This window comes from Kribbella sp. NPDC051718 (assembly GCF_040681515.1).
Lineage (GTDB): Bacteria > Actinomycetota > Actinomycetes > Propionibacteriales > Kribbellaceae > Kribbella.
On record NZ_JBFAYZ010000007.1, the window covers coordinates 161,493 to 181,224 of the forward strand.

Here is a 19,732-nt window from a genome sequence, read left to right on the forward strand (position 1 = left end):
CCGCGACGTCAGGTACCGTCCGCCTCGATGCCATGGCCCTCGGGCTGAGCACCTCGGCCGGCTACAGCGTTCGCGTCCTCGCCGTCGACAGCAAGCAGCGCATCACCGGCCAGGCATCACCCGTGTCGAATCTCGTCGTCGACGACGGGCGCGCGCCGGACGGCAGTACCCTCCTGAGTTTCATTGCTGCTGGCAACAACTCGCTCGTTGCCCTGCGCACTGTCGCCGGCGGCACCGAAGTACGGCGCTACTCCACGGAAACCGGCGTTTATGGCACGGTGTTGACCTCGGATCCCGGTATCGGCTCCGACTACCACGTGATCGGCGTATCCCCGGACTCGCACCGGGTGCTACTCGCGCACGCAACCCAAGCAGGCGGCGACGTCCGACTCGAGACCTGGGACACCGCTCTTGGCGCACTGGTCGGCACTTCGGTACTCCGGGCTTCGGAGTACCGGGTTGTCGCCGGAAGGGTCGACGCCAAGCGCAACCGGGCCGCAGTACTGGTTCGCGCCATCACCAGCAACGTGGACTCGGTGCTCCCGGTCGACCTCGCCGGCGGCACGGTCGGAGCCCCGATCATTGCTGATGGCAACGGTACGATCGCGGCCGGCACCTACAGCCTGCTGGAGCTCGATCAGTCCACCGGCAGTGTGTTCCTCGGCAAGATCGGCAGCGCGATCCTCTGTCTCGGCGGGGTCGCGCCGGCGAAGATCGACCTCGACACCGCGACGGTGACCACGGTGGGATCGGTGTCAGCCTGCGGTCGCGGCATCGCCTCCGACGGCGCGGGCACGCTCTACAACCTGGCGGCCGGCTCGGTTAGCACCAAGATCGCGCCCACCACCACGCTCACGCCGTACGACGAAACCACCCAGACCGCAGGCGATGGCTTCGCCTTGCGCAAGGGCACGCCGAGCACGCTTGCCGTGGATGGGATCCATCACCTGGCGCTGGTGTCGTTCTCGGCCCCTGAAGGCGCCATCTACTTCGGCGCTCAACAGGGCTTCATCTCCGACAACAACGCGACCAGCCAGGTGGCGGTCGTCGACCTCAGCACCGGCGAGGTACTCCGCACCCTGAACACCGGGATCGTCACCAACCGCGGCGGCCTACTGCTCCACGGCACCCAGGACTCCTCACTCCAACTGGACCCGGCCACCCGCTCAGCCTGGACCTACAGCCCGGACGGCACCCAGCTACAGCAGTTCTCCTACTAACCGATCAAGCCTAAGAGGATCAGGCAAGAACCCTAGAGGAGCGGGCAAGAACAAACCGGCGCTCAAGACACGATCATGCAGATCGAGAAGCTCGGCGGCAAGGCCGTTGCCTTGCCGCTCTCGGTCGGCGACAGCACCACGTTCGCCGAGTTCCGCGACTCGGTACCTGGCCAAGGAGCTCGCGCCACGCGGCATCCGGGTCAACTCGGTCGCCCCCGGCCCGACCCGGACGCGACTGGGCGGCGACGCCTTCGCGAAGTACCCCGAACTGATCGAGCCACTGGCCGCCCGGACCGCACTAGGCCGAATCGGCGAACCCGACGACATCGGCAAGATGTCGCCGTACTGCTCTCCGACGACAGCGGCTGGGTGACCGGCCAGAACGTAGAGGTCTCCGGCGGATTCCGCCTCTAGAACTGAACCCCGCGGGTCAAAGCGCCGTCAACGACAAGGTTGGTTCCGGTGATGAAGCTTGCAACCGGGCTGGCCAGAAACACGGCGGCGCGAGCGATCTCATCGGGCCGGGCCATCCGCCCAGTCGGATTGAGAGAGAGCGCTTCCTGGAAGAACGCAGGATTGTTCTGCTCGATGCTCTCCCACACCCCACCCGGGAAATAGGTGTTCCCCGGCGAGATCGAATTGGCCCGAATTCCCTTCCCTGCAAGCTGATACGCCAACCCCTGCGTGTAGTGCACAATAGCCGCCTTGAACGTCCCGTACGCACCCGCAGCAAAATCGATCTCCCGCCCAGACACGCTGGACACGGTGACAATCGACGGCGCCCGACTCTCCTCGAGAAACGGCATCGCAGCGTCAACCAGCCGAACCGTCCCCATCATGTCCACCTGAAAACTCCGCTGCCAGAACTCCTCGCCCTCCCCAATCGCCAGCGCACTCACGTTGGACACCACGACGTCGATCCCGCCCAGTTCGGCCGCGCTGTCTCGTACCCACTGCGCGAGCGCATCCGCGTCACCTACATCTACGGCCCGCCCGCTCACGGTGGCGCCAGCTGCTTTGAGCTTCTCGACGGATGCCGTCACATCGGCCTCGGTCCGCGCGCAGAACGCGACGGTGGCGCCTTCCGCCACCAGCCCCTCAACAATCGCGTGCCCAATCCCCTTGGTCCCACCCGTCACCAACGCCTTGAGCCCAGCCAGCTGAAGATCCATCGTTGTCAGGCCTCCGTGAAGAAGCGGTCGAGTACCCGGGAGCCGAACTCCAGCGACGCGGTCGGCACCCGCTCGTCGATGCCGTGGAACATGCCCATGAAGTCGAGGTCCGGCGGCAGCTGCAGCGGTACGAATCCGAAGCATCGCACCCCGAGACGAGACCACGACTTGGCGTCCGTACCGCCCGACATCAACAGCGGCGCCGTCCGGCTCTGCGGGTCCTCTGCGGACAGTACCGACTTCATGATCTCGACCAGCCGGCCGTCGTAGCTGGTCTCCAGCGCGATGTCCTCGATCACCGTCTCCCGCTGCACCTTGTCGCCGAGCAACTCGTCGATGGTGGCGAAGAATTCATCCTCGTACCCCGGCAGGAACCGCCCGTCGATGTGCGCCTCCGCATCACCAGGGATCACGTTGACCTTGTACCCCGCGTTGAGCATCGTCGGGTTCGCCGTGTTGCGAATCGTTGCCCCGAACATCCGGCTGAAGCTACCGAGCTTCGCCAGCGTCTCAGTCATGTCCTCGGGATCGAGCTCGGTACCGAGTACATCCTCGAGCGTCGCGAGGAACTCCTTCACGGTCGGCGTCAACCGCAACGGCCAGTCGTGGTTACCGATCCGGGTGACCGCCTCGACCAGGTTCGTCACCGCGTTGTCGTTGTTCACCATCGACCCGTGGCCCGCCGTACCTCGCGCCTTGAGCCGCATCCAGTTCATCCCCTTTTCGGCGGTCTCGATCAGGTACAGCCGCAGATCGTCCTTCATCGTCACCGAGAACCCGCCGACCTCACCGATCCCCTCGCTGCAGTCCGCGACGGTCTCCGGGTGGTTCTTGATCAGCCACTGCGCGCCGTACAGCCCCCCGGCCTCCTCATCCGCCGTGAACACCAGCCGCACCGGCCGCCGCGGCTTCACCCCCGCCCGCTGCCGCGCCCGCACGACGGAGATCACCATCGCGTCGAAGTCCTTCATGTCGACAGCGCCGCGCCCCCACACACACCCATCAAAAATCTCCCCCGCAAACGGATCCACTTTCCAGTCCTTGGGATCCGCCGGCACCACATCCAGATGCCCATGCACCAGCAACGGCTCGGCCGTCGGGTCCTCGCCCTCCCAATGCGCCACCAACGAGGCCCGCCCAGGCTCGGACTCATAGATCGTGGACGAGATCCCCACCTCATCCAACTTCCCCGCCACGTACTCCGCAGCGTCCCGCTCCCCGTTGCTCTTCCCGTTCCCGTAGTTGGTGGTGTCGAACCGAATCAGCTCACTACACAGCTCCACCACCTCGGCATCAGGCGTGTACGACTGGTCACCGGGCGTCGAAAAAGTCATAGCCCCACCCTGCCAGCACCCGATGTGAAAAACACCCGTGGGGTTTGCTAAGGTTCTCCAGTCGACGCCGCACAGCGGCAGACACCACTCGTCCGGGTGGCGGAATGGCAGACGCGCTAGCTTGAGGTGCTAGTGTCCTTTACGGGACGTGGGGGTTCAAGTCCCCCCTCGGACACAAACAGCCGCAGACCTGAGGGTCCGCGGCTTTCTTGTTGTGCCGGGCTCCCTCGAACGGCGCGTGCTCCTCGCGACGCGCCGTACTGTCGTCGGCCGCCAGAAGTAAGTCAATCGTTACCTGCGGGTTCAACGGCCCAAACCGCTCTCCGATCCACCGATTGATCGCCGCCGCCCGCGAAGCTCGTAGGTCCGCTTCTTCGACATCCGTTGCCAACTGCTCGACGACCGGTCCGCGTGCGTAGCCACCGGCACGCATAAGTTTCAGCCGATCAGGGGTTGCCGGGGTTTCAGGCCGGTTGGCCGCGGTTACCGCATCAGCATGGCTACAGAGACCGCGTCAGCGAAGATCCATGCTCTTCGATCGCGGTTGCGACTGCTTGATGGGGCGGCGCTGCTGGCGGTGGTTGCCGTCTTGGTGATCAGCGGGAGTTCGCTGGCCTCGGCCACCGTCTTGCTTGCCGGCAGCAACAACGCGGACCCCGCAGCCGTGGTGGTCGGCACCTCAGGGTCCGGCGGTGCCGCTGCCAGCCCCAGTCCGCTCCCCGGCGGGGATGTCGATGGAGATGCGAACGACTGGACGGGAACTCCCCTGATCTTCATCGCCGTCCTCGTCATCCTGGTGGTCATCGGCGGCATCGTCATCGCCCGCTACCGAAGCCGACGGGCAGGGCCTCGCTCATAGTGCGCGGTGCAGCACCCAATTCGCCCTCACCGGATGGCTCCTGGGTTGGGCCTGGTCCGCCGGGGCACCGGGCGATCAGGCCGGTGGTGACCCGCGGATCTCCACTGGCTCAGGTTCCCGGTGTTGAGAACACAGCGCCGGGAACCAACGCTCTTGACGCGCGTACCCGGTGTCAGTCCTTCTTGAGCCGCTCCTCGCCGATGCGATCGGCGTCGGCGACAAGCTCCTCGGAGACCCGGTTGAGTTTGACGTTCCCGTGCTGGGACAACCGAGCCAGGAAGGCGAAGGCGCGCTGATCCGTCAGCGTACAGCGCTCCATCAGGATGCCGATCGCCTGGCCGATCGTTCGCCGGGTCCGCAGCGCGTCCTGCAGATTGCTGATCTCGCGTGCATAGTCGATTGCCATCGCTGACTGATGCGTGAAGAGCACGCCGATGACGCCGAGATCCCCGAACGAGCCCACAGTCTTCGAATACAGATTCAGCGCCCCCTGCGATTTAGGCGCGTCGAAAAGACGGAGGCCGGCCTGCGCGGCGATACCGACGGCGACCGCGCTTGCGGCGTATCGCGGAAAGCGCGCATCGGACGCAAGATCCGGGGAAAGGACATGCACGCTGTCGGTGGCAGCCTCGTAGCACGGCCCCTCCTGAAGCTCGTACTGCGCAGCGTCCACACCCCACAGCAAGTCGTCGGTCGGCGCGGCGGTCTCCAGCCGGCCGTCGCTGTGCTTCACCGTGATGCTCGCGTACTCCACCTCAGGAAGCACCTCCACCGCCGCAGCCGTGATGCGACCCAGCGTAAGGTCCAGGTCGCCCGCAGTCAGCGACTTCGACAGCCGCCGCGTCGCCTCCAGGAGCTCTGTGTCATCCATCAACCGCACGTACCCGAGTCAATCGGTCCGAACCAGCGACAGGACGGAAAACAGCGGGCCCCCCTTTCCTGAAGCCGGCGCGGGATCCGCACCATCCACGCGGAGTCACGGAAGTACCGCTTCGCGGCTTTCATCAGCCCCAAGCAGGCGACCTGCGCCAGATCGTCGCTCTCCGCACCGCGCCGGTCGAAACGTCGCGCGATGCCGCGGGCGATCTCCAGATTCAATTCGACGATCTGTCCGAGCAACTCCTGCCGCTCGTTCTGGTCGGTACTGCACTCGCGGCGGTCGAACAGCTCTCTGGTGACAGCCTCCCGATCGGCGCGCTGCTCAGCAGACGAGCGCTGCATGGGTTCCACATGTTTGGTGGTGGTGACGGAAGAAGACATCTTGACCTCGCGACATCGAGCCACGGCGCAGCCACTTCTCCGGACCACGGTCGAAGACTTGCTCTCCCGAAGTACCCCTGACCCACCTTCGCCATGGTGGAAATCCGGCCCCAAACTTATGCAGCCCCGCTGAGCCTCTGCGCCGGGTCCGTTTCTCCCCGGGGTACCGGCGCCGCATGACTCCTCCCCGAGATGCCGCATCCGTGGCGCGCGAGCTTCGGCAGCTGGTCGCCGACGGCTCCATCGAGGTTCCGGATCCGGGGGCCGGGCGCACCATCGAGCGGTGGGCGACGCTGGCCCTGCTCGGCCGTCGGGATCTGACCCTGGCTCGACTCGGCGAGGGCCACCTGGACGCGGTCTCGATCCTCCACCAAGCTGGCCGCGCCGAGATACCGGAAGCTCTGTACGGTGTCTGGGCCGCGCGGTCGGCCGGCACGGGCGCGTACCTGAAAGACGGCGTACTGTCCGGGACAGTCAGGTTCTGCTCCGGCGCGCACAGCCTCGACCGAGCTCTGATCGCGGCTCTCACACCCGATGGCGGCTCGATGCTTTTGGACGTCGATCTCCGAGACCCGCGAATCCAGCGCCAGGCCGACACCTGGCAGGCGGTGGGTATGGACGCCTCCGACAGCCCCGACATCATTCTCGACGACGTCGCAGTCAGCACGGCCGCTCACGTCGGCCCGCCTGGTTTCTATCTCGGCCGTCCCGGCTTCTGGTGGGGCGGGGGTGGCGTCGCCGCGGTCTGGTACGGCGGTGCTCGCGGCCTGGTCGACCGCACAATCGACTACCTCCGGTCGGGCAAGGGCCCCGACGAGCACCAGCTAGCTCATCTCGGTGACCTCGAAGCGACCCTCGCGGCAACCAGTTCGTTGCTGGAAGCAACCGCTCGGCTCATCGACGCCGAACCGGAAACCGATGTGATGCGGGAGATCTGGGTACTTCGCGCAGCCACCGAACGCGCCGTCCGGGCGACGATCGACCAGGTCCCCCGGATCACCGGCCCGACCCCGTTGTCCCGCGATCGGGCTTTCGCCCAAGCACTCACCGATCTCCAGGTGTACGTCCGCCAACATCACGCCGAACGCGACCTGGCCGCGCTCGGCCGGTTGATCAGCGAAGGAAAGGACGGCACATGGCCCGCCCGGTGACCGACGAGCTGGACTGGCGCGAGTTCCTGGACGCACGCGACCTTCCAGCCTTCGATCCGCGCGGGCTGCGCCGGGTGGTTGTACTGGCCGCTCACCCCGACGACGAGACCTTGGGCGCCGGCGGCGTCGTCCAAGTACTGCACGCGGCCGGTGCCGAAGTCTCGCTGATCGTCGCCAGCGATGGCGAGGCGGCCTTTCCGGCTCTTGGTCAGGCCGACCGTGCCCGGTTGGCCGCCACCCGCCGTGACGAGCTGACGGCCGCGATAGTTGCCCTGGGCGTCGATCCGGAGGTCGTTCAGCTGCTCGGGTTGCCGGATTCGGGGATCGCCGACCACGAGGACGAGTTGATCGAGCGGCTCGACGAACTGCTGCACGACGCCGACTGCGTCATCGTTCCCTGGCCAAGCGATCCGCACCCCGACCACGCGGCCGTCGGCCGGGCCGGTCTGGCCGCCGCTCCGGTCGAGGCCCACTGCTGGTCCTATCCGATCTGGACCTGGCACTGGCTGGCCACCGACGACCCGGGCATCCCCTGGCAACACGCTGCCATCTGTCGTCTCGACGACGACCAACGCACCCGCAAGCAGAACGCCATCGACATCTTCGAGTCTCAACTGACCACTGGACCGAACGGCGAAGACCCGATCGTCGACCCCGCGATGCTCACCCATTTCGGCCGGCCGTTCGAGGTCCTGTTCCGCGAGCCCGCCACCGTCTCCGCCCCGGTCGATCGCTTCGCCGGTCTCTACGCCGCTCAGGAAGATCCCTGGCACACGATCGACAGCTGGTACGAGCGCCGCAAACGCGCTGTGATCCTCGCCTGCCTCCCAGCCGAGCGGTACCGCCGGACTCTCGAGCCGGCCTGCGGCATCGGCGAACTGACCAGGCAACTGACCACCCGCAGCGACCACGTGATCGCCTTCGACCCGGTAGAAGACGCGGTACTCCGCGCCAAGAACGCGGCGCCAAGCGCAGAACTGAGCGTCACCGCACTGCCGGCGACCGCGACCGATCACCCCGTCGACCTGATCGTGCTCAGCGAAATCCTCTACTACCTGAGCGACGAAGAACTCCAGTGCAGTCTGGATCACCTCCTGCGACTCCTGGAGCCCGGCGGTCATCTGCTCGCCGCGCATTGGCGTCCGTGGGCTCCCGAGGCACCACGCGACGCCGCCGCGGCCCATCGGATCCTCCGGGAGCGCCCTGAGCTGGACCAGATCGTCGAACACGTCGACGAGGAGTTTCTCCTGCACGTCTTCACCCGCAGATGATCGGAGCCGCCGGAATCGTCATCCCCGCTCACAACGAAGAACGACTGATCGCGGCCTGCCTGCACGCCCTCCAGAACGCCGTCGCGTCAGTTCGGGTACCGATCAGTATCTGCGTGGTCGCCGATCGCTGCTCGGACCGCACGGTAGAGATCGCGACGGCCACGGTGCCCGAAGCCTCCTTACTCCGGACCGGCGTTTTGAGTTCTCTCGGGCAGGTGCGCGACCTCGGTATGCGGTACCTGATGGCAGAGTTGGAAGGCCATGACCCGGCCAAGGTCTGGTTGCTCGGAACTGACGCGGACAGCTACGTCCGCCCCGACTGGATCGAACGGCAACTGGCTCACGCGAACGCCGGAGCCGATGCCGTGACCGGCCTGGTCGACCTCGAACCCGCACCTCACCTGACGACCGAGCTCCGATCGGCTTACCGGACCCTGATCGGTGAACGGATCCGGCCGGCCGATCACGACCACATCCACGGTGCCAACTTCGGCGTACGGGCCTCTGCATACGCCGATGTCGGTGGCTACCGCGCCTTGGACACCGGCGAGGATCGCGACCTGTGGTTCCGTCTGCAAGCCGCCGGTCACTCGATGCTGCAACCCCGCGACCTCGACGTCCTCACCAGCGCCCGCACCACCGGCAGAGCACGCGGAGGCCTGGCCGACCTCCTGGCCGCCCTTGGTTGACAGCGGCAAACTTATGCAGTTGCCCGCCGGCTGCATCCGTTGCCCGGCGAGGGGTACCGCAACTTGTCCGAAACCTACTCAAGGAGCCTCAGATGCCGGAAACGAACACTCCAACCAACGATACCGTTGAGCGCTGAGGCGGCACCGATGATCACCATCGAACGAGTCATCACCGTCGACAAGCCGATCGACCTGGTGTTCGCCTACCTTGCGGACTTCGAGAACACCAACGAGTGGGATCCCGGCACCGTCCGGACCACCAGGACGAGTGGAAACGGCGGAATCGGTACGACCTATCAGAACACGTCGTCGTTCGCCGGGCGCCAGACCGAGCTCGAGTACACCGTCGAAGACCTCCAACCGCGGAAGCGATTCCGCCTCCGCGGCGAGAACAACTCGATGACCTCGTACGACACGATGACATTTCGGCCAGTCGGCGCGGGAACCGAGGTCACCTATATCGCCGAGTTCGACTTCCAAGGCGTCGCACGACTGGCAGCCCCGTTGCTCAAAAGCCAGTTCAAGAAGCTCGGCGACAACGCCGAACAGGGCATGAGACAGCAACTCGAAAAGCTGTGATCACCCAGGCGATCGAGGAAAGGATCCCGCAGTGACCGACCAGACGTTCCACCAGGGCGATGCCGTCGAGTGGGACAGCCACGGCGGTACCGCGCACGGGAGGGTCGAGCGCAAGATCACCGAACGCACCGAAGCCGGCGGCCGAACGGTCGACGCTTCACCGGAGGAACCGCAGTACCTGGTACGCAGCGACAAGTCAGACAGCACCGCCGTCCACAAACCAGCCGCCCTCCGCCATGACCGCCAACCACGACCCTGATCGGTGTCGTTCTGGCCAGCAACTTCGACCGGCAACAGATGCAGATCCACCTCGACTTCGAGGTCACCGACCTCGACGCCGCCCAGCGGCAGGCGATCGCCTCTTCCTGCCGGGGTTCCAGAATCTCCTCGGCCTCGACCCCCAGCCGCTCGGCGATCTCGGCCGAGGTGGGCTTCCGACCGAGCTCCTGCTCCAGAATCGCCGGCTTCGCCGCGATCATCCCCTGTAACTCCTGCAACCGGCGCGGGGTCCGCACCGTCCAGGCGCGCCCCCACCAACCCCAGACAGCCGACCTGCTCGAGGTCCTCCAGAACCTGGTCGACGCGGTCACCCACCACGTCGAGCAGGAGTCGCTATACCTCGCCTCAGCCTCGGCCCATCCGGGCGGCGGAGTCCACGGCGCCTGCGGATCCAACGCAGCCCGCGCCGGCGGATCGACCAGTGGCGGTGGACGACCGATCCACGAGCTCAGGTAGGGCGTCGCGATCTTGCCGAGCAGTGAACCCACGACGACCAAGGACGCGGGTCACGGGGTGAGCAGTACCTTCACGGCACCGTCCTGCTTCTTCTGGAACATCTCGTACGCCGCTGGGCCTTCGGACAGTGGGAGACGATGGGTCGCGAAGCCGTCCACGCCGAGCGGGTCGTCGTCGGTGAGCAACGGCAGGATGTCGTCGACCCAGCGGCGCACGTTGCCCTGGCCCATCCGGAGCGCGATCTGTTTGTCGAACATGGTCAGCATCGGCAACGGATCAGCCGCCCCGCCGTACACACCGCTCAACGAGATCGTGCCACCCCGGCGTACCAGCTCGATCGCCAGATAGAACGCCGCCAGCCGGTCGACCCCGATGGTCTCCATCATCTTCTCCGCGACGGCGCCCGGCATCAGGCCGACCAGCTTGTGCGCAGCCTGTGCCTTCGGCGAACCATGCGCCTCCATGCCCACGGCATCAATCACCGAATCCGGACCGCGACCGTCGGTCAACTGACGTACCTGCTCAGCCACATCAGCGGAATACGTGAGCGTCTCCACCCCACGCGCCTGCGACCGGCCGAGCCGCTCGGGCACCAGGTCGATCCCGATTACCCGGTACCCGCGATGCAGACCGATCCTGGCGGCCATGTCGCCGATCGGGCCCAGGCCGATGACCGCCAGCGTCCCTCCGTCGGGCACCCCGGCGTACTCGACCGCTTGCCAGGCCGTCGGCAACACGTCCGACAGGAACACGAATCGATCATCAGCCGGCCCCGCAGGCACAACAATCGGCCCGTACTGCGCCTGCGGCACGCGCAGGAACTCCGCCTGCCCGCCGGGCACCTGCCCGTAGAGCCGCGTGTAGCCGAACAGCGCGGCGCCCATCCCCTCATCGCGGACCTGAGTGGTCTCGCACTGCGACTGCAGGCCACGGTCGCACATGAAGCAACTACCGCAGGCAATCCCGAACGGGATCACCACCCGATCCCCGACCTTCAGGTTGGGGACTTCGGTGCCTGTCTCGACCACGATCCCCATGGGCTCGTGCCCGAGCACGTCGCCGGGCGACAGGTACGGGCCCATCACCTCGTACAGATGCAGATCCGACCCGCAGATCCCGGTCGAGGTGACCTCGATGATCGCGTCCGTCGGCTCCTTGATCACCGGATCCGGCACCTCGGAGTACTCGATCTTCCGCTTGCCCTGCCACGTCAATGCCTTCATACGGCCGCCGGTACCCGCGCCATCACGAGCGAACCAGGCAGCGGTTGGTCCTGGGTACAAAGTTATGCATGAGCCAGAACGAACGCCTGATCCATGCTTCCGTCGACGACGTCTTCGCTGTACTGACCGACGGCTGGGGCTATGCGTCCTGGGTGGTCGGCGCGTCCCGGATCCGCACCGTGGAGGCGAACTGGCCACAGCCGGGCCACAGCATCCATCACTCGGTCGGCTCGTGGCCGCTGCTCATCGACGACTCCACCACTGTCGAGGCCTACGAACCTCTCCGCCTGCTCCGGCTGCGCGTCCGGGCCTGGCCCACCGGCGAAGGCATCGTCGAATTCGAAGCCACCGACGAGTACGGCGAATGCCACCTCGTCATGCGCGAACACACCGCCAAGGGCCCCGCCACACTCATCCCCGACCAGGTTCTCGACCCCATCCTGCACCTACGCAACGCCGAAACCCTCCAGCGCCTGGCCCTCCTCGCCGAAGGCCGCAACCCCTGAGCCGCTCAGGAAGGTAGCCACAAGCCCAGTAGTCGCACGACAAGGAGACGAAGACCCCAACGAACAACTCCCACACATCTGAGCACGAGTCGCGCCGCCGGCCGTGATCTCGCGCCAGGCGCTTACGCCAGCGGCCAGCGGATGACCTACTCAGGGACTCGATCAGGATGCCTTCGGCGATGGCGATAGGCGTCGTGTGTTGTTCCAGCTCCATATGTGCGGCCTCATGACCCCAGCGGAGGAGCGGTTCTGGTTCCGCAGAGCCTCGTGTCGGGCATTGCAGCCCAGCGCATCCCCGTGTCGCTAGTCCTGTTCCCGCCGCTGTTCGTTGATCCGCAGGGCTTCGGCGAGTTGGTCTTCCAGGATGATGATCCGGCACGCGGCCTCGAGGGCGGTGCCTTGGTCGACGAGTTCACGGGCCCGGGCTGCCAGGCGTAGCTGGTAGCGGGAGTAGCGACGGTGACCGCCCTCGGAGCGTTGCGGGGTGATCAGCTTCGCCTCGTCCAGGCTGCGCAGGAACCCCGGCGTGGTGCCGAGCATCTCCGCGGCCCGGCCCATCGTGAAGGCGGGGTAGTCGTCATCGTCGAAATTGGCCGCCCCGGCCGGGGTTGAGCTCATCGGGGCCAGCCTCTCGCTCGACGACGCGGACGCATGCGATTCGGAGCTGCTGAGCCACCAGATCGGTGACTTGGCCAATCCACTCAACGGTTGGCTCCGAATGAAGAATCGTGGTGTCGCACGGCGGCTGGGGTGTACGCCGCCAGCGAGCAGCCCGAGGAATGCCTCGGCACGGAGTGTCAGACCCCCGAGGCAACACCAGCCTTCCGACTGACCGTGGTACTTCGCCACCGATGCAGGCGCGGATGGGTGGCATCAGCCTGTGGGGGCGAGGCGTTCAGTTCGGCGCGGGGCCCGTTCGGCCCAGCAGATGGCGTAGAGCCGATCGCAAGTCGGAGTGTCTGAAGGTATGACCGAGGTCCGTCAGCCGGCGCGGTACAACTCGTTGGGAGGCCAGAGCGAGTTCTTTCGTGCCCTCCTCGCCGAGGATGAGGCGTGGACCGAGGGCGGGAACACGGAGCAGCATGGGCCGATGCAGTACTCGGGCCAGCGTGGCCGAGTACTCGTGATTCCGTACCGGCTCAGGCGCGACCGCATTGATCGGACCGAACAACTCCGGGTCGTACAAGGAGCGGTGATAGATGTCGACAAGGTCATCGATGCCTATCCAGGCCTGCCATTGGTGACCGTCGCTCAACGGCCCGCCCAATCCTGCGGCGAAAAGCGGGTACTGGAGTCGCAGCATCCCTCCGGCCGGCGTCTGCACCAGGCCGGTTCGGATGTTGACGACTCGAAGACCGCCGGCCGCAGCTGGTTCGGTCGCGTCCTCCCAATCCGCCACCAACGTGGCGAGGTAGCCCTCTCCACGGGCGCTGTTCTCCCCCAACACCTCGTCGCCCCGGTCTGGGCCGTAGTACCCGATCGCGGAGGCAGAGACGAAAACCCTCGGGCCGTTCGGCGTATCCGCAGCGAGACGTGCCAACTGTCTGGCTGGGCCGATCCGCGAATCGCGAATGGCTCTGCGGTGCGCGGGGGTGAACCGGCCTGCGATAGAGGCTCCCGCCAAGTGGATCACCGCGTCGACTCCCCGCAGTAGCCCTGGCTCTGGGTTCTCCACGTCCCAGCGCCGCTCGTCCGGGCCATCGCCGTTTCCGCGGACCAAACGGATCACCCGATGACCGTTCGTCGACAACAGGGCTGCGAGGGCGGTACCGATCGTCCCGTGGCTGCCTGTCATCGCGACGGTCAGTGGGCGCATTCCGCCATCGATCGCTCGCGCGCGGGCGGCGAGATCGGCGGTCAACTGCCGATGGCGGTAGGCGAGCATGGATTTCAGGAGACCGGCAGGCACATTACTGTCGATCCGGTCGATCACCCTGGTGTGGTCCGGTGGCACTACTTCGAAGTCGTGTGTATGACGCCAGCGCACAAGCCAGCGCAGCGGTGCGGAGTCCAGCTCGTCAACGAACTGCGCAGGTGGCACCGCGCCCCTATGGCGCGCCACCCAATCCAAACCCAGGGGAAAGCCCAGTACTGCGGTTCCATCGGCGAGATCGGTCGCCTCGCGTTTGATGTGCACCGGCATCCACGGCGGAGTGAGGCGCACGATCGCACCCGGCCGCTGGAACCAGGAGAACACTTCTGAGCGAGGTGCATCGACGACGGTACTGCTGGTCAAACCCATGAGTACGTCTCCTCCGATCGGAGGCTCCAGCATGCCATGAACAACTTATGCACAAGTTCGACCCAGGGCAGCAGATGATCGACACGCACTCTCGACCGATCCGATGGCGTCGCCGCACCGAAGCGGGCCCGGATGGCCGGTCGCCGCCAACCGCTCTTGAGACGCTGCCTACTCCAAGCGCGAACAGGACCGGCGCGACAAGCTGGCCGCCGACCGGAACACCGACTGACCAGCTTCTCTCGACCACCCGTGCAGGCCGGCCTCACGCCCGCGGGAATCGACGGTTTCAGCCAGCCATCGCATACATGGAGAACGTGTCAGCTGCCCCGGTACCCAGGTGCGGGTCGCGGTCGAGCAGGCGGACACAGGTGCCGGTGCGGTCGGCGAACACGGCGTACCGGCCGATCGAGCTGGTGACCGGGGCGATCAGCCAGTCCAGCTCGGCATGGCCGTCGAAGAACGCATCTACATCGCCGACCTCGTACACGCCTCCGCTGCCGAGTGCGGCTTCGGCGGGGTCGCGGACGAGCACGATCGTCGCCTCCCCCTCGGGCGGAGCCAGCAGTACCGTGTCGTCATCAGGCCAGCCCAGCGGCTCCAGGCCGAGGCCGCGGTAGTAGTCGACACTGGCTTCCAGGTGTTCGACCGGACGGATCTCGAACAACAGCTTCATCGCTACCCCTTCTGATCTGTGGATTCGCGGTCGGCGATGCGGAACCGGCTGCCCTGGCGTACCTCGTCGGTCCGGTCGTTGACGTCGGAGATGCGATCCGCCAGCGCCGGATGATCCCGGCTCAGCTCGGCCCGCGCCGCGGCCAACGGCTCGAGCAGGGCAAGGGAATCGTCCTCGCCCAATGCCACACTGACCCGATCGACGCTTGCCTGTACCACCGGATCCAGATCGTCCAGCGAGCTGATCTGCCCCGCGAGCCTGCGCAGATCGGCCGCGTTCTGCCTGGCCCAGGTCGCCACCGCGCGATCGCCGGCCCGCTGATCGCGGACGGACTGCAGCCGCTGCTCCCCGTTCAGCGTCGGATCGGTGCTGTTCGTACTGTGTCGCAGATAGCGCCGCTCAGCCGCTTGCCTGCTGGCCACTCCGAGTGCGGAGGCGAGCTGGGCCCAGCTCACCCCGCGACGCCGGGCTGCCTCGATCAGCCGAGGTTCGTATCTGGTGAGCTGCTCGCGCAACTCCCGGATCCTGGTCAAGGCCTCGAGGAGGTCGTCAGGCTCCCGACCGTCGAGCCCGCCGGCAACCTCCCGGACGAACACCAGCACATCGGGGTCGTCCGGGTCGGTGAAAGCCGGGTGCTCGGTCAAGGTCGGTCCTCGCATCGAAGTGCCCGCAGCCAAGCGGTTGGTCAGGCGGCCGGCATCAGGCGTCGATCTGCTGCGGACCGTCAGCCGGCGCGCTGATGCTGATCTTGCGCGGCTTGGCCTGCGGCGCGACCGGGATCCGCACAGTCAGTACGCCGTTGTCGTACGCCGCCTCGATCCGCTCGGTGTCGAGGGTGTCGCCGAGGAACAGTTGCCGGGAGAACACACCCAGCGGCCGCTCGGCCACCTGCATCTCGACGCCTTCCGCCACTGCCACCGGCCGGCGCTCGGCCTTCACCGTCAGCACGTTCCGCTCGACATCGACGTCGATCGCGTCCGCCGAGACGCCGGGCAGGTCGAAGACCACGACGTACTCGTCACCCGAGCGATAGGCATCCATCGGCATCGGGCTCGGCTTGGACCAGGTCCCCGGGGCGGTGCCGCCGGTCACCAGCTGGGCCAGCCGGTCGAACTCACGGAACGGGTCGGTGCGCATCAACATCGTTCCACCTCCTGACTAGTTGTTCGTCGGTGTCAACACGCAGAACTTTTATAACGCGTCATCGGATCATTGACAACCCATATGTCATCATTCCGTTGACAATATTGCCGCCTGCTCCCCCGGCTCGAGAAGGCGGCGCGCGACCAGCTCACCGGCGGTCAGCGGCACCCCGCCGAGGCAGAGATGAAGCAACGCCGGGTCACCCCGGTCACGAAATGGACCCTGGCGACAAGTAGCGCCAGTCAGCTGAACAGGTTGAATACCTACGACGATTGCTTGACGAGGACCGAACGGGCTTGCGTCGCCATCGTCAGGTCCTCGCGGGCCTCGACCACGCGGACCTCGACAGCACCGAGCCACCCGAGCCGGCCGACCACGTCTTCCCGCAACGCGGCCGAGTGCTCACCGACGCCGCCGGTGAAGGCGATCGCGTCCAGACCGCCGAGCGCGGCCGCCATCCGGGCGATCTCCCCCACCAGCCTGTGCACGTACACGTCATACCCCAGCCGACTGGCGTCGTCGCCCTTCTCGACCCCGGCCAGTACTTCGCGCAGGTCAGCCGACCCGCTGAGCCCGAGCAGCCCCGACTCGTGTTCGAGCGCGTCGCCGATCTCCTGCGCGTCGAGCCCGCCCGACGTCTGCAGCCACAGCAGCAAGCCCGGATCCACCGACCCCGAGCGCGTCGCCATCACCAGCCCGTCGAGCGGCGTGAACCCCATCGTGGTGTCCACCGACCGCCCGTCCGCGATGGCACACAACGACGCACCGGCGCCGAGATGAGCACTCACCAGCCGAGGTACCGGCACCTGGCGGGCGACGTAGGCGTGAGACAACCCATGGAACCCGTACTTGCGCAGCCCGAACCGCTCCCGCCAACTGCCCGGCAGAGCGTAGGTCGCCGCACTCGCAGGGATCGTCCGGTGGTACGAGGTATCGAAACAAGCCACCACCGGCCGATCACCCGACCGCGTGTGCCGGATCAACTCCAGCGCCCGAGGCTGGTGCAACGGCGCCAGCGGCACCAGCTCCTCGATCGCCGCCTCCACCTCGTCGTCGACGAGCGCCGCACCGTCGAACCGCTCACCACCGTGCACCACCCGATGCACCACCGCGTCGCCGGCCATCGCATCGAGGGGATCCGGCGACCCGTCCCACTCGGAGACATCCTTCTCGTCCAGCAACTCGTCCTCGTCGGAGAGCACCCGCAGTTCGAGGCTCGACGACCCGGCGTTGACGATCAGCAGGCTCATCGGCTCCAGCGCCAATCACGGACCTCGGGCAGATCCTCGCCGTACTCGGTCACGTACGCGTGATGCCGGGTCCGCTGGTCCGCGAACCACTGCCGCGTCGAGATCGCATGGCTGCCCAGCGACGGCACCCGGTCGATCACGTCCATCGCCAGGTGGTACCGGTCGAGGTTGTTCCGGACCACCATGTCGAACGGCGTCGTCGTCGTACCCTCCTCGATGAACCCGCGCACGTGCAGATCCTGGTGGTTGTTCCGCCGGTACGTCAGCCGATGGATCAGCCACGGGTACCCGTGGTACGCGAAGATCACCGGCGTACCAGGCGGGAAGAGCGCGTCGAAGTCCGGATCGGTCAGGCCGTGCGGGTGCTCGGTGGCGTCCTGCAACCGCATCAGGTCGACCACGTTGACGACCCGGATCTTCAACTGGGGAAGGTGTTCGCGCAGCAGATCGACCGCGGCCATCGTCTCCAGCGTCGGTACGTCGCCCGCGCACGCCATCACCACATCCGGATCCCCGTCGTCGTTGCTCGCGAAGTCCCAGACGCCGATCCCACGGGCGCAGTGCAAGGCGGCCGCTTCCCAGCCGAGCCAGTTCGGCTGGGGTTGCTTGCCGGCCACCACGACATTGATGTAGTTCTTCGTCCGCAGGCAATGATCCATCGTCGAGAGCAGCGTGTTCGTGTCCGGCGGCAGGTAGACCCGGACGACCTCCGCCTTCTTGTTCACGACGTGATCGATGAAGCCCGGATCCTGATGGCTGAAGCCGTTGTGGTCCTGCCGCCAGACATGCGAGGTCAGCAGGTAGTTCAACGACGGGATCGGCCGGCGCCAGGCGAGCCGGCTGACGGTCTTGAGCCACTTCGCGTGCTGGTTCACCATCGAGTCGACGATGTGCACGAACGCCTCGTACGACGAGAACAACCCGTGCCGGCCGGTGAGGAGATACCCCTCCAGCCACCCCTGGCAGGTGTGCTCGCTGAGCATCTCCAGCACCCGCCCGTCGGCCGCGAGGTTGACGTCGGTGTCGCGCGTACTCGCGTTCCAGGCCTTGGCGGTCACGTCGTAGACCGCCGACAACCGATTGGACTCGGTCTCGTCCGGCCCGACCATCCGGAAGTTCCGATGCGACTCGTTGGCCGTGAACACGTCCCGCAGGAATCCGCCCAGCACCTTCGTCGGCTCACCGTCCTCGGCTCCGGGCGACTTCACCGGTACTGCGTACTCCGCGATCGCGGGCAACTCCAGGTCGCGAGTGAGCAACCCTCCGTTGGCATGCGGGCTCGATCCCATCCGCAACCCGGGCGAGGGCGCCAGCTCCAGCACGCTCGTCACGGGCCGGCCGTTCGGCTCGAACAACTCGTCCGGCCGATAGCTGCGCAGCCAATCCTCCAATTGCTTCAAGTGGTCATCGTTGGTCCGTACGCCGGACAGCGGCACCTGATGCGCTCGCCAGGTGTCCTCGACCGGCTCGCCGTCGACCGTGTGCGGACCGGTCCAGCCCTTCGGCGTCCGGAGTACGATCATCGGCCAGGCTGCCCGAGTGACGCTGCTGGTCGTAGTACGGGCCTCTCGCTGGATCTCGTCGATCCGATCCAGGCAACGATCCATCGCGGCCGCCAACGCCTGATGGACGGCCTCCGGATCCGAACCCTCGACCAGGTACGGCTCGTGACCATAGCCGCGGAGCAACGCGGTCAGCTCCTCCTCGCCGATCCGCGCGAGGACCGACGGGTTGGCGATCTTGTAACCGTTCAGATGCAGGATCGGCAGTACCGCGCCGTCCCGCCGTGGGTCGACGAACTTGTTCGAGTGCCAAGAAGTTGCCAACGGCCCCGTCTCTGCCTCGCCATCACCGACCACACACGCGACGACCAGCCTCGGGTTGTCGAAGGCGGCGCCGTACGCGTGACTGAGCGAGTAGCCCAGCTCGCCACCCTCGTTGATCGACCCTGGTACTTCAGGCGCCACGTGACTCGGAATGCCACCCGGGAACGAGAACTGCTTGAACAGCCTGGTCAGCCCGGCGAGATCCTGCCCGGTATTCGGGTACGTCGCCGTCCAGCTGCCCTCCAGCCAGCTGTTCGCCACGATCGCGGGACCACCGTGGCCCGGCCCGATCACGTACATGAACTCACGGTCACGCTGCCGGATCACCCGGTTGAGGTGCGCGTAGATCAGGTTGAGTCCGGGGGTCGTACCCCAGTGCCCGAGCAACCTGGGCTTGATGTGCTCAGGCCTGAGGGGCTCGGTCAGCAACGGGTTGGCGAGCAGGTAGATCTGCCCGACAGACAGATAGTTCGCGGCTCGCCAATACGCATCGAGCCCCTGCAACTCCTCGTCACTCAGCGGTCCGCCGTCGATCAGCTGCACGCTCAACTCCTCCGTAGTACGAACTCCCCGCGCGCCCCAGGTACCCCGGGGCGCGC

21 protein-coding genes, 1 tRNA gene and 1 pseudogene are annotated in these 19,732 nt (G+C 66.4%); 10 read left to right on the forward strand and 13 right to left on the reverse strand.

Annotated elements, in window-relative coordinates; all coding sequences use genetic code 11:
- Positions 1–32: 32 nt before the first annotated feature.
- Positions 33–1,220 (forward strand): hypothetical protein, encoded by a 1,188-nt coding sequence (locus tag AB0M15_RS26140; protein WP_363824068.1) that lies wholly within the window; start codon positions 33–35, stop codon positions 1,218–1,220.
- Positions 1,221–1,326: 106 nt separating this feature from the next.
- On the forward strand, positions 1,327–1,593 hold the full coding sequence (locus AB0M15_RS26145; protein WP_363824069.1) for an SDR family oxidoreductase: 267 nt from the start codon (positions 1,327–1,329) through the stop codon (positions 1,591–1,593).
- A gap of 37 nt (positions 1,594–1,630) precedes the next feature.
- Here AB0M15_RS26145 and AB0M15_RS26150 read toward each other — a convergent pair whose 3' ends face one another.
- Both AB0M15_RS26150 and AB0M15_RS26155 read right to left on the reverse strand, forming a co-directional pair.
- Positions 1,631–2,392 (reverse strand): SDR family oxidoreductase, encoded by a 762-nt coding sequence (locus AB0M15_RS26150; protein WP_363824070.1) that lies wholly within the window; start codon positions 2,390–2,392, stop codon positions 1,631–1,633.
- A gap of 5 nt (positions 2,393–2,397) precedes the next feature.
- Complete coding sequence (locus tag AB0M15_RS26155; RefSeq protein WP_363824071.1) at positions 2,398–3,726, reverse strand: M20/M25/M40 family metallo-hydrolase; 1,329 nt, start codon at positions 3,724–3,726, stop codon at positions 2,398–2,400.
- A 90-nt stretch (positions 3,727–3,816) separates the two neighbouring features.
- Between AB0M15_RS26155 and AB0M15_RS26160 the strand changes: the two genes are divergently transcribed.
- A tRNA-Leu gene (locus tag AB0M15_RS26160) sits at positions 3,817–3,901 on the forward strand.
- Between the two features lie 321 nt (positions 3,902–4,222).
- A complete protein-coding gene (locus AB0M15_RS26165; protein ID WP_363824072.1) occupies positions 4,223–4,585 on the forward strand; it encodes a hypothetical protein in 363 nt (120 codons plus the stop codon).
- A 172-nt stretch (positions 4,586–4,757) separates the two neighbouring features.
- Here AB0M15_RS26165 and AB0M15_RS26170 read toward each other — a convergent pair whose 3' ends face one another.
- Positions 4,758–5,456, reverse strand: coding sequence for a GAF and ANTAR domain-containing protein (locus AB0M15_RS26170; RefSeq protein ID WP_363824073.1), 699 nt, complete (start codon positions 5,454–5,456; stop codon positions 4,758–4,760).
- Positions 5,456–5,845: a sigma factor gene (locus tag AB0M15_RS26175; RefSeq protein WP_363824074.1), complete on the reverse strand. Its 390-nt coding sequence runs from the start codon at positions 5,843–5,845 to the stop codon at positions 5,456–5,458. The genes AB0M15_RS26170 and AB0M15_RS26175 overlap by 1 nt, the downstream gene beginning before the upstream one ends.
- Positions 5,846–6,021: 176 nt before the next feature.
- Between AB0M15_RS26175 and AB0M15_RS26180 the strand changes: the two genes are divergently transcribed.
- The 5 genes from AB0M15_RS26180 to AB0M15_RS26200 all read left to right on the forward strand — a co-directional run bounded on the left by AB0M15_RS26180 (position 6,022) and on the right by AB0M15_RS26200 (position 9,794).
- The gene (locus tag AB0M15_RS26180; RefSeq protein WP_363824075.1) at positions 6,022–6,996 is read left to right on the forward strand and encodes an acyl-CoA dehydrogenase family protein; all 975 of its coding nucleotides are present in this window, start codon (positions 6,022–6,024) and stop codon (positions 6,994–6,996) included.
- A complete protein-coding gene (locus AB0M15_RS26185; RefSeq protein WP_363824076.1) occupies positions 6,981–8,267 on the forward strand; it encodes a bifunctional PIG-L family deacetylase/class I SAM-dependent methyltransferase in 1,287 nt (428 codons plus the stop codon). Before AB0M15_RS26180 ends, AB0M15_RS26185 begins: the two co-directional genes overlap by 16 nt.
- Positions 8,264–8,956: a glycosyltransferase gene (locus AB0M15_RS26190; protein WP_363824077.1), complete on the forward strand. Its 693-nt coding sequence runs from the start codon at positions 8,264–8,266 to the stop codon at positions 8,954–8,956. Before AB0M15_RS26185 ends, AB0M15_RS26190 begins: the two co-directional genes overlap by 4 nt.
- Positions 8,957–9,103: 147 nt before the next feature.
- The gene (locus AB0M15_RS26195) at positions 9,104–9,535 is read left to right on the forward strand and encodes an SRPBCC family protein (protein WP_363824078.1); all 432 of its coding nucleotides are present in this window, start codon (positions 9,104–9,106) and stop codon (positions 9,533–9,535) included.
- A gap of 31 nt (positions 9,536–9,566) precedes the next feature.
- A complete protein-coding gene (locus AB0M15_RS26200) occupies positions 9,567–9,794 on the forward strand; it encodes a DUF2945 domain-containing protein (protein ID WP_363824079.1) in 228 nt (75 codons plus the stop codon).
- Between the two features lie 151 nt (positions 9,795–9,945).
- Here the strand turns inward: AB0M15_RS26200 and AB0M15_RS26205 are convergent.
- Positions 9,946–10,014 (reverse strand): annotated as a pseudogene (locus AB0M15_RS26205) (hypothetical protein); the annotation flags it as partial.
- 306 nt (positions 10,015–10,320) lie between these two features.
- Complete coding sequence (locus AB0M15_RS26210) at positions 10,321–11,493, reverse strand: alcohol dehydrogenase catalytic domain-containing protein (protein WP_363824080.1); 1,173 nt, start codon at positions 11,491–11,493, stop codon at positions 10,321–10,323.
- Between the two features lie 68 nt (positions 11,494–11,561).
- On the opposite strand from AB0M15_RS26210, the gene AB0M15_RS26215 reads away from it, so the two are divergent.
- On the forward strand, positions 11,562–11,999 hold the full coding sequence (locus tag AB0M15_RS26215; RefSeq protein WP_363824081.1) for an SRPBCC family protein: 438 nt from the start codon (positions 11,562–11,564) through the stop codon (positions 11,997–11,999).
- A 303-nt stretch (positions 12,000–12,302) separates the two neighbouring features.
- On the opposite strand, the gene AB0M15_RS26220 is transcribed toward AB0M15_RS26215, so the two are convergent.
- The 7 genes from AB0M15_RS26220 to AB0M15_RS26250 form a co-directional block, all read right to left on the reverse strand.
- On the reverse strand, positions 12,303–12,617 hold the full coding sequence (locus AB0M15_RS26220; RefSeq protein ID WP_363824082.1) for a MerR family transcriptional regulator: 315 nt from the start codon (positions 12,615–12,617) through the stop codon (positions 12,303–12,305).
- Between the two features lie 277 nt (positions 12,618–12,894).
- A complete protein-coding gene (locus AB0M15_RS26225; RefSeq protein ID WP_363824083.1) occupies positions 12,895–14,241 on the reverse strand; it encodes a TIGR01777 family oxidoreductase in 1,347 nt (448 codons plus the stop codon).
- Between the two features lie 286 nt (positions 14,242–14,527).
- Complete coding sequence (locus AB0M15_RS26230) at positions 14,528–14,914, reverse strand: hypothetical protein (RefSeq protein WP_363824084.1); 387 nt, start codon at positions 14,912–14,914, stop codon at positions 14,528–14,530.
- 2 nt (positions 14,915–14,916) lie between these two features.
- Entirely contained in the window at positions 14,917–15,558 is a 642-nt protein-coding gene (locus tag AB0M15_RS26235) for a hypothetical protein (protein ID WP_363824085.1), read from the reverse strand.
- Between the two features lie 55 nt (positions 15,559–15,613).
- Entirely contained in the window at positions 15,614–16,057 is a 444-nt protein-coding gene (locus tag AB0M15_RS26240) for an Hsp20/alpha crystallin family protein (protein ID WP_363824086.1), read from the reverse strand.
- A gap of 263 nt (positions 16,058–16,320) precedes the next feature.
- The gene (locus AB0M15_RS26245; RefSeq protein ID WP_363824087.1) at positions 16,321–17,307 is read right to left on the reverse strand and encodes an acetate/propionate family kinase; all 987 of its coding nucleotides are present in this window, start codon (positions 17,305–17,307) and stop codon (positions 16,321–16,323) included.
- Positions 17,304–19,676 (reverse strand): phosphoketolase family protein, encoded by a 2,373-nt coding sequence (locus AB0M15_RS26250; RefSeq protein ID WP_363824088.1) that lies wholly within the window; start codon positions 19,674–19,676, stop codon positions 17,304–17,306. Before AB0M15_RS26250 ends, AB0M15_RS26245 begins: the two co-directional genes overlap by 4 nt.
- Between the last annotated feature and the right edge of the window lie 56 nt (positions 19,677–19,732).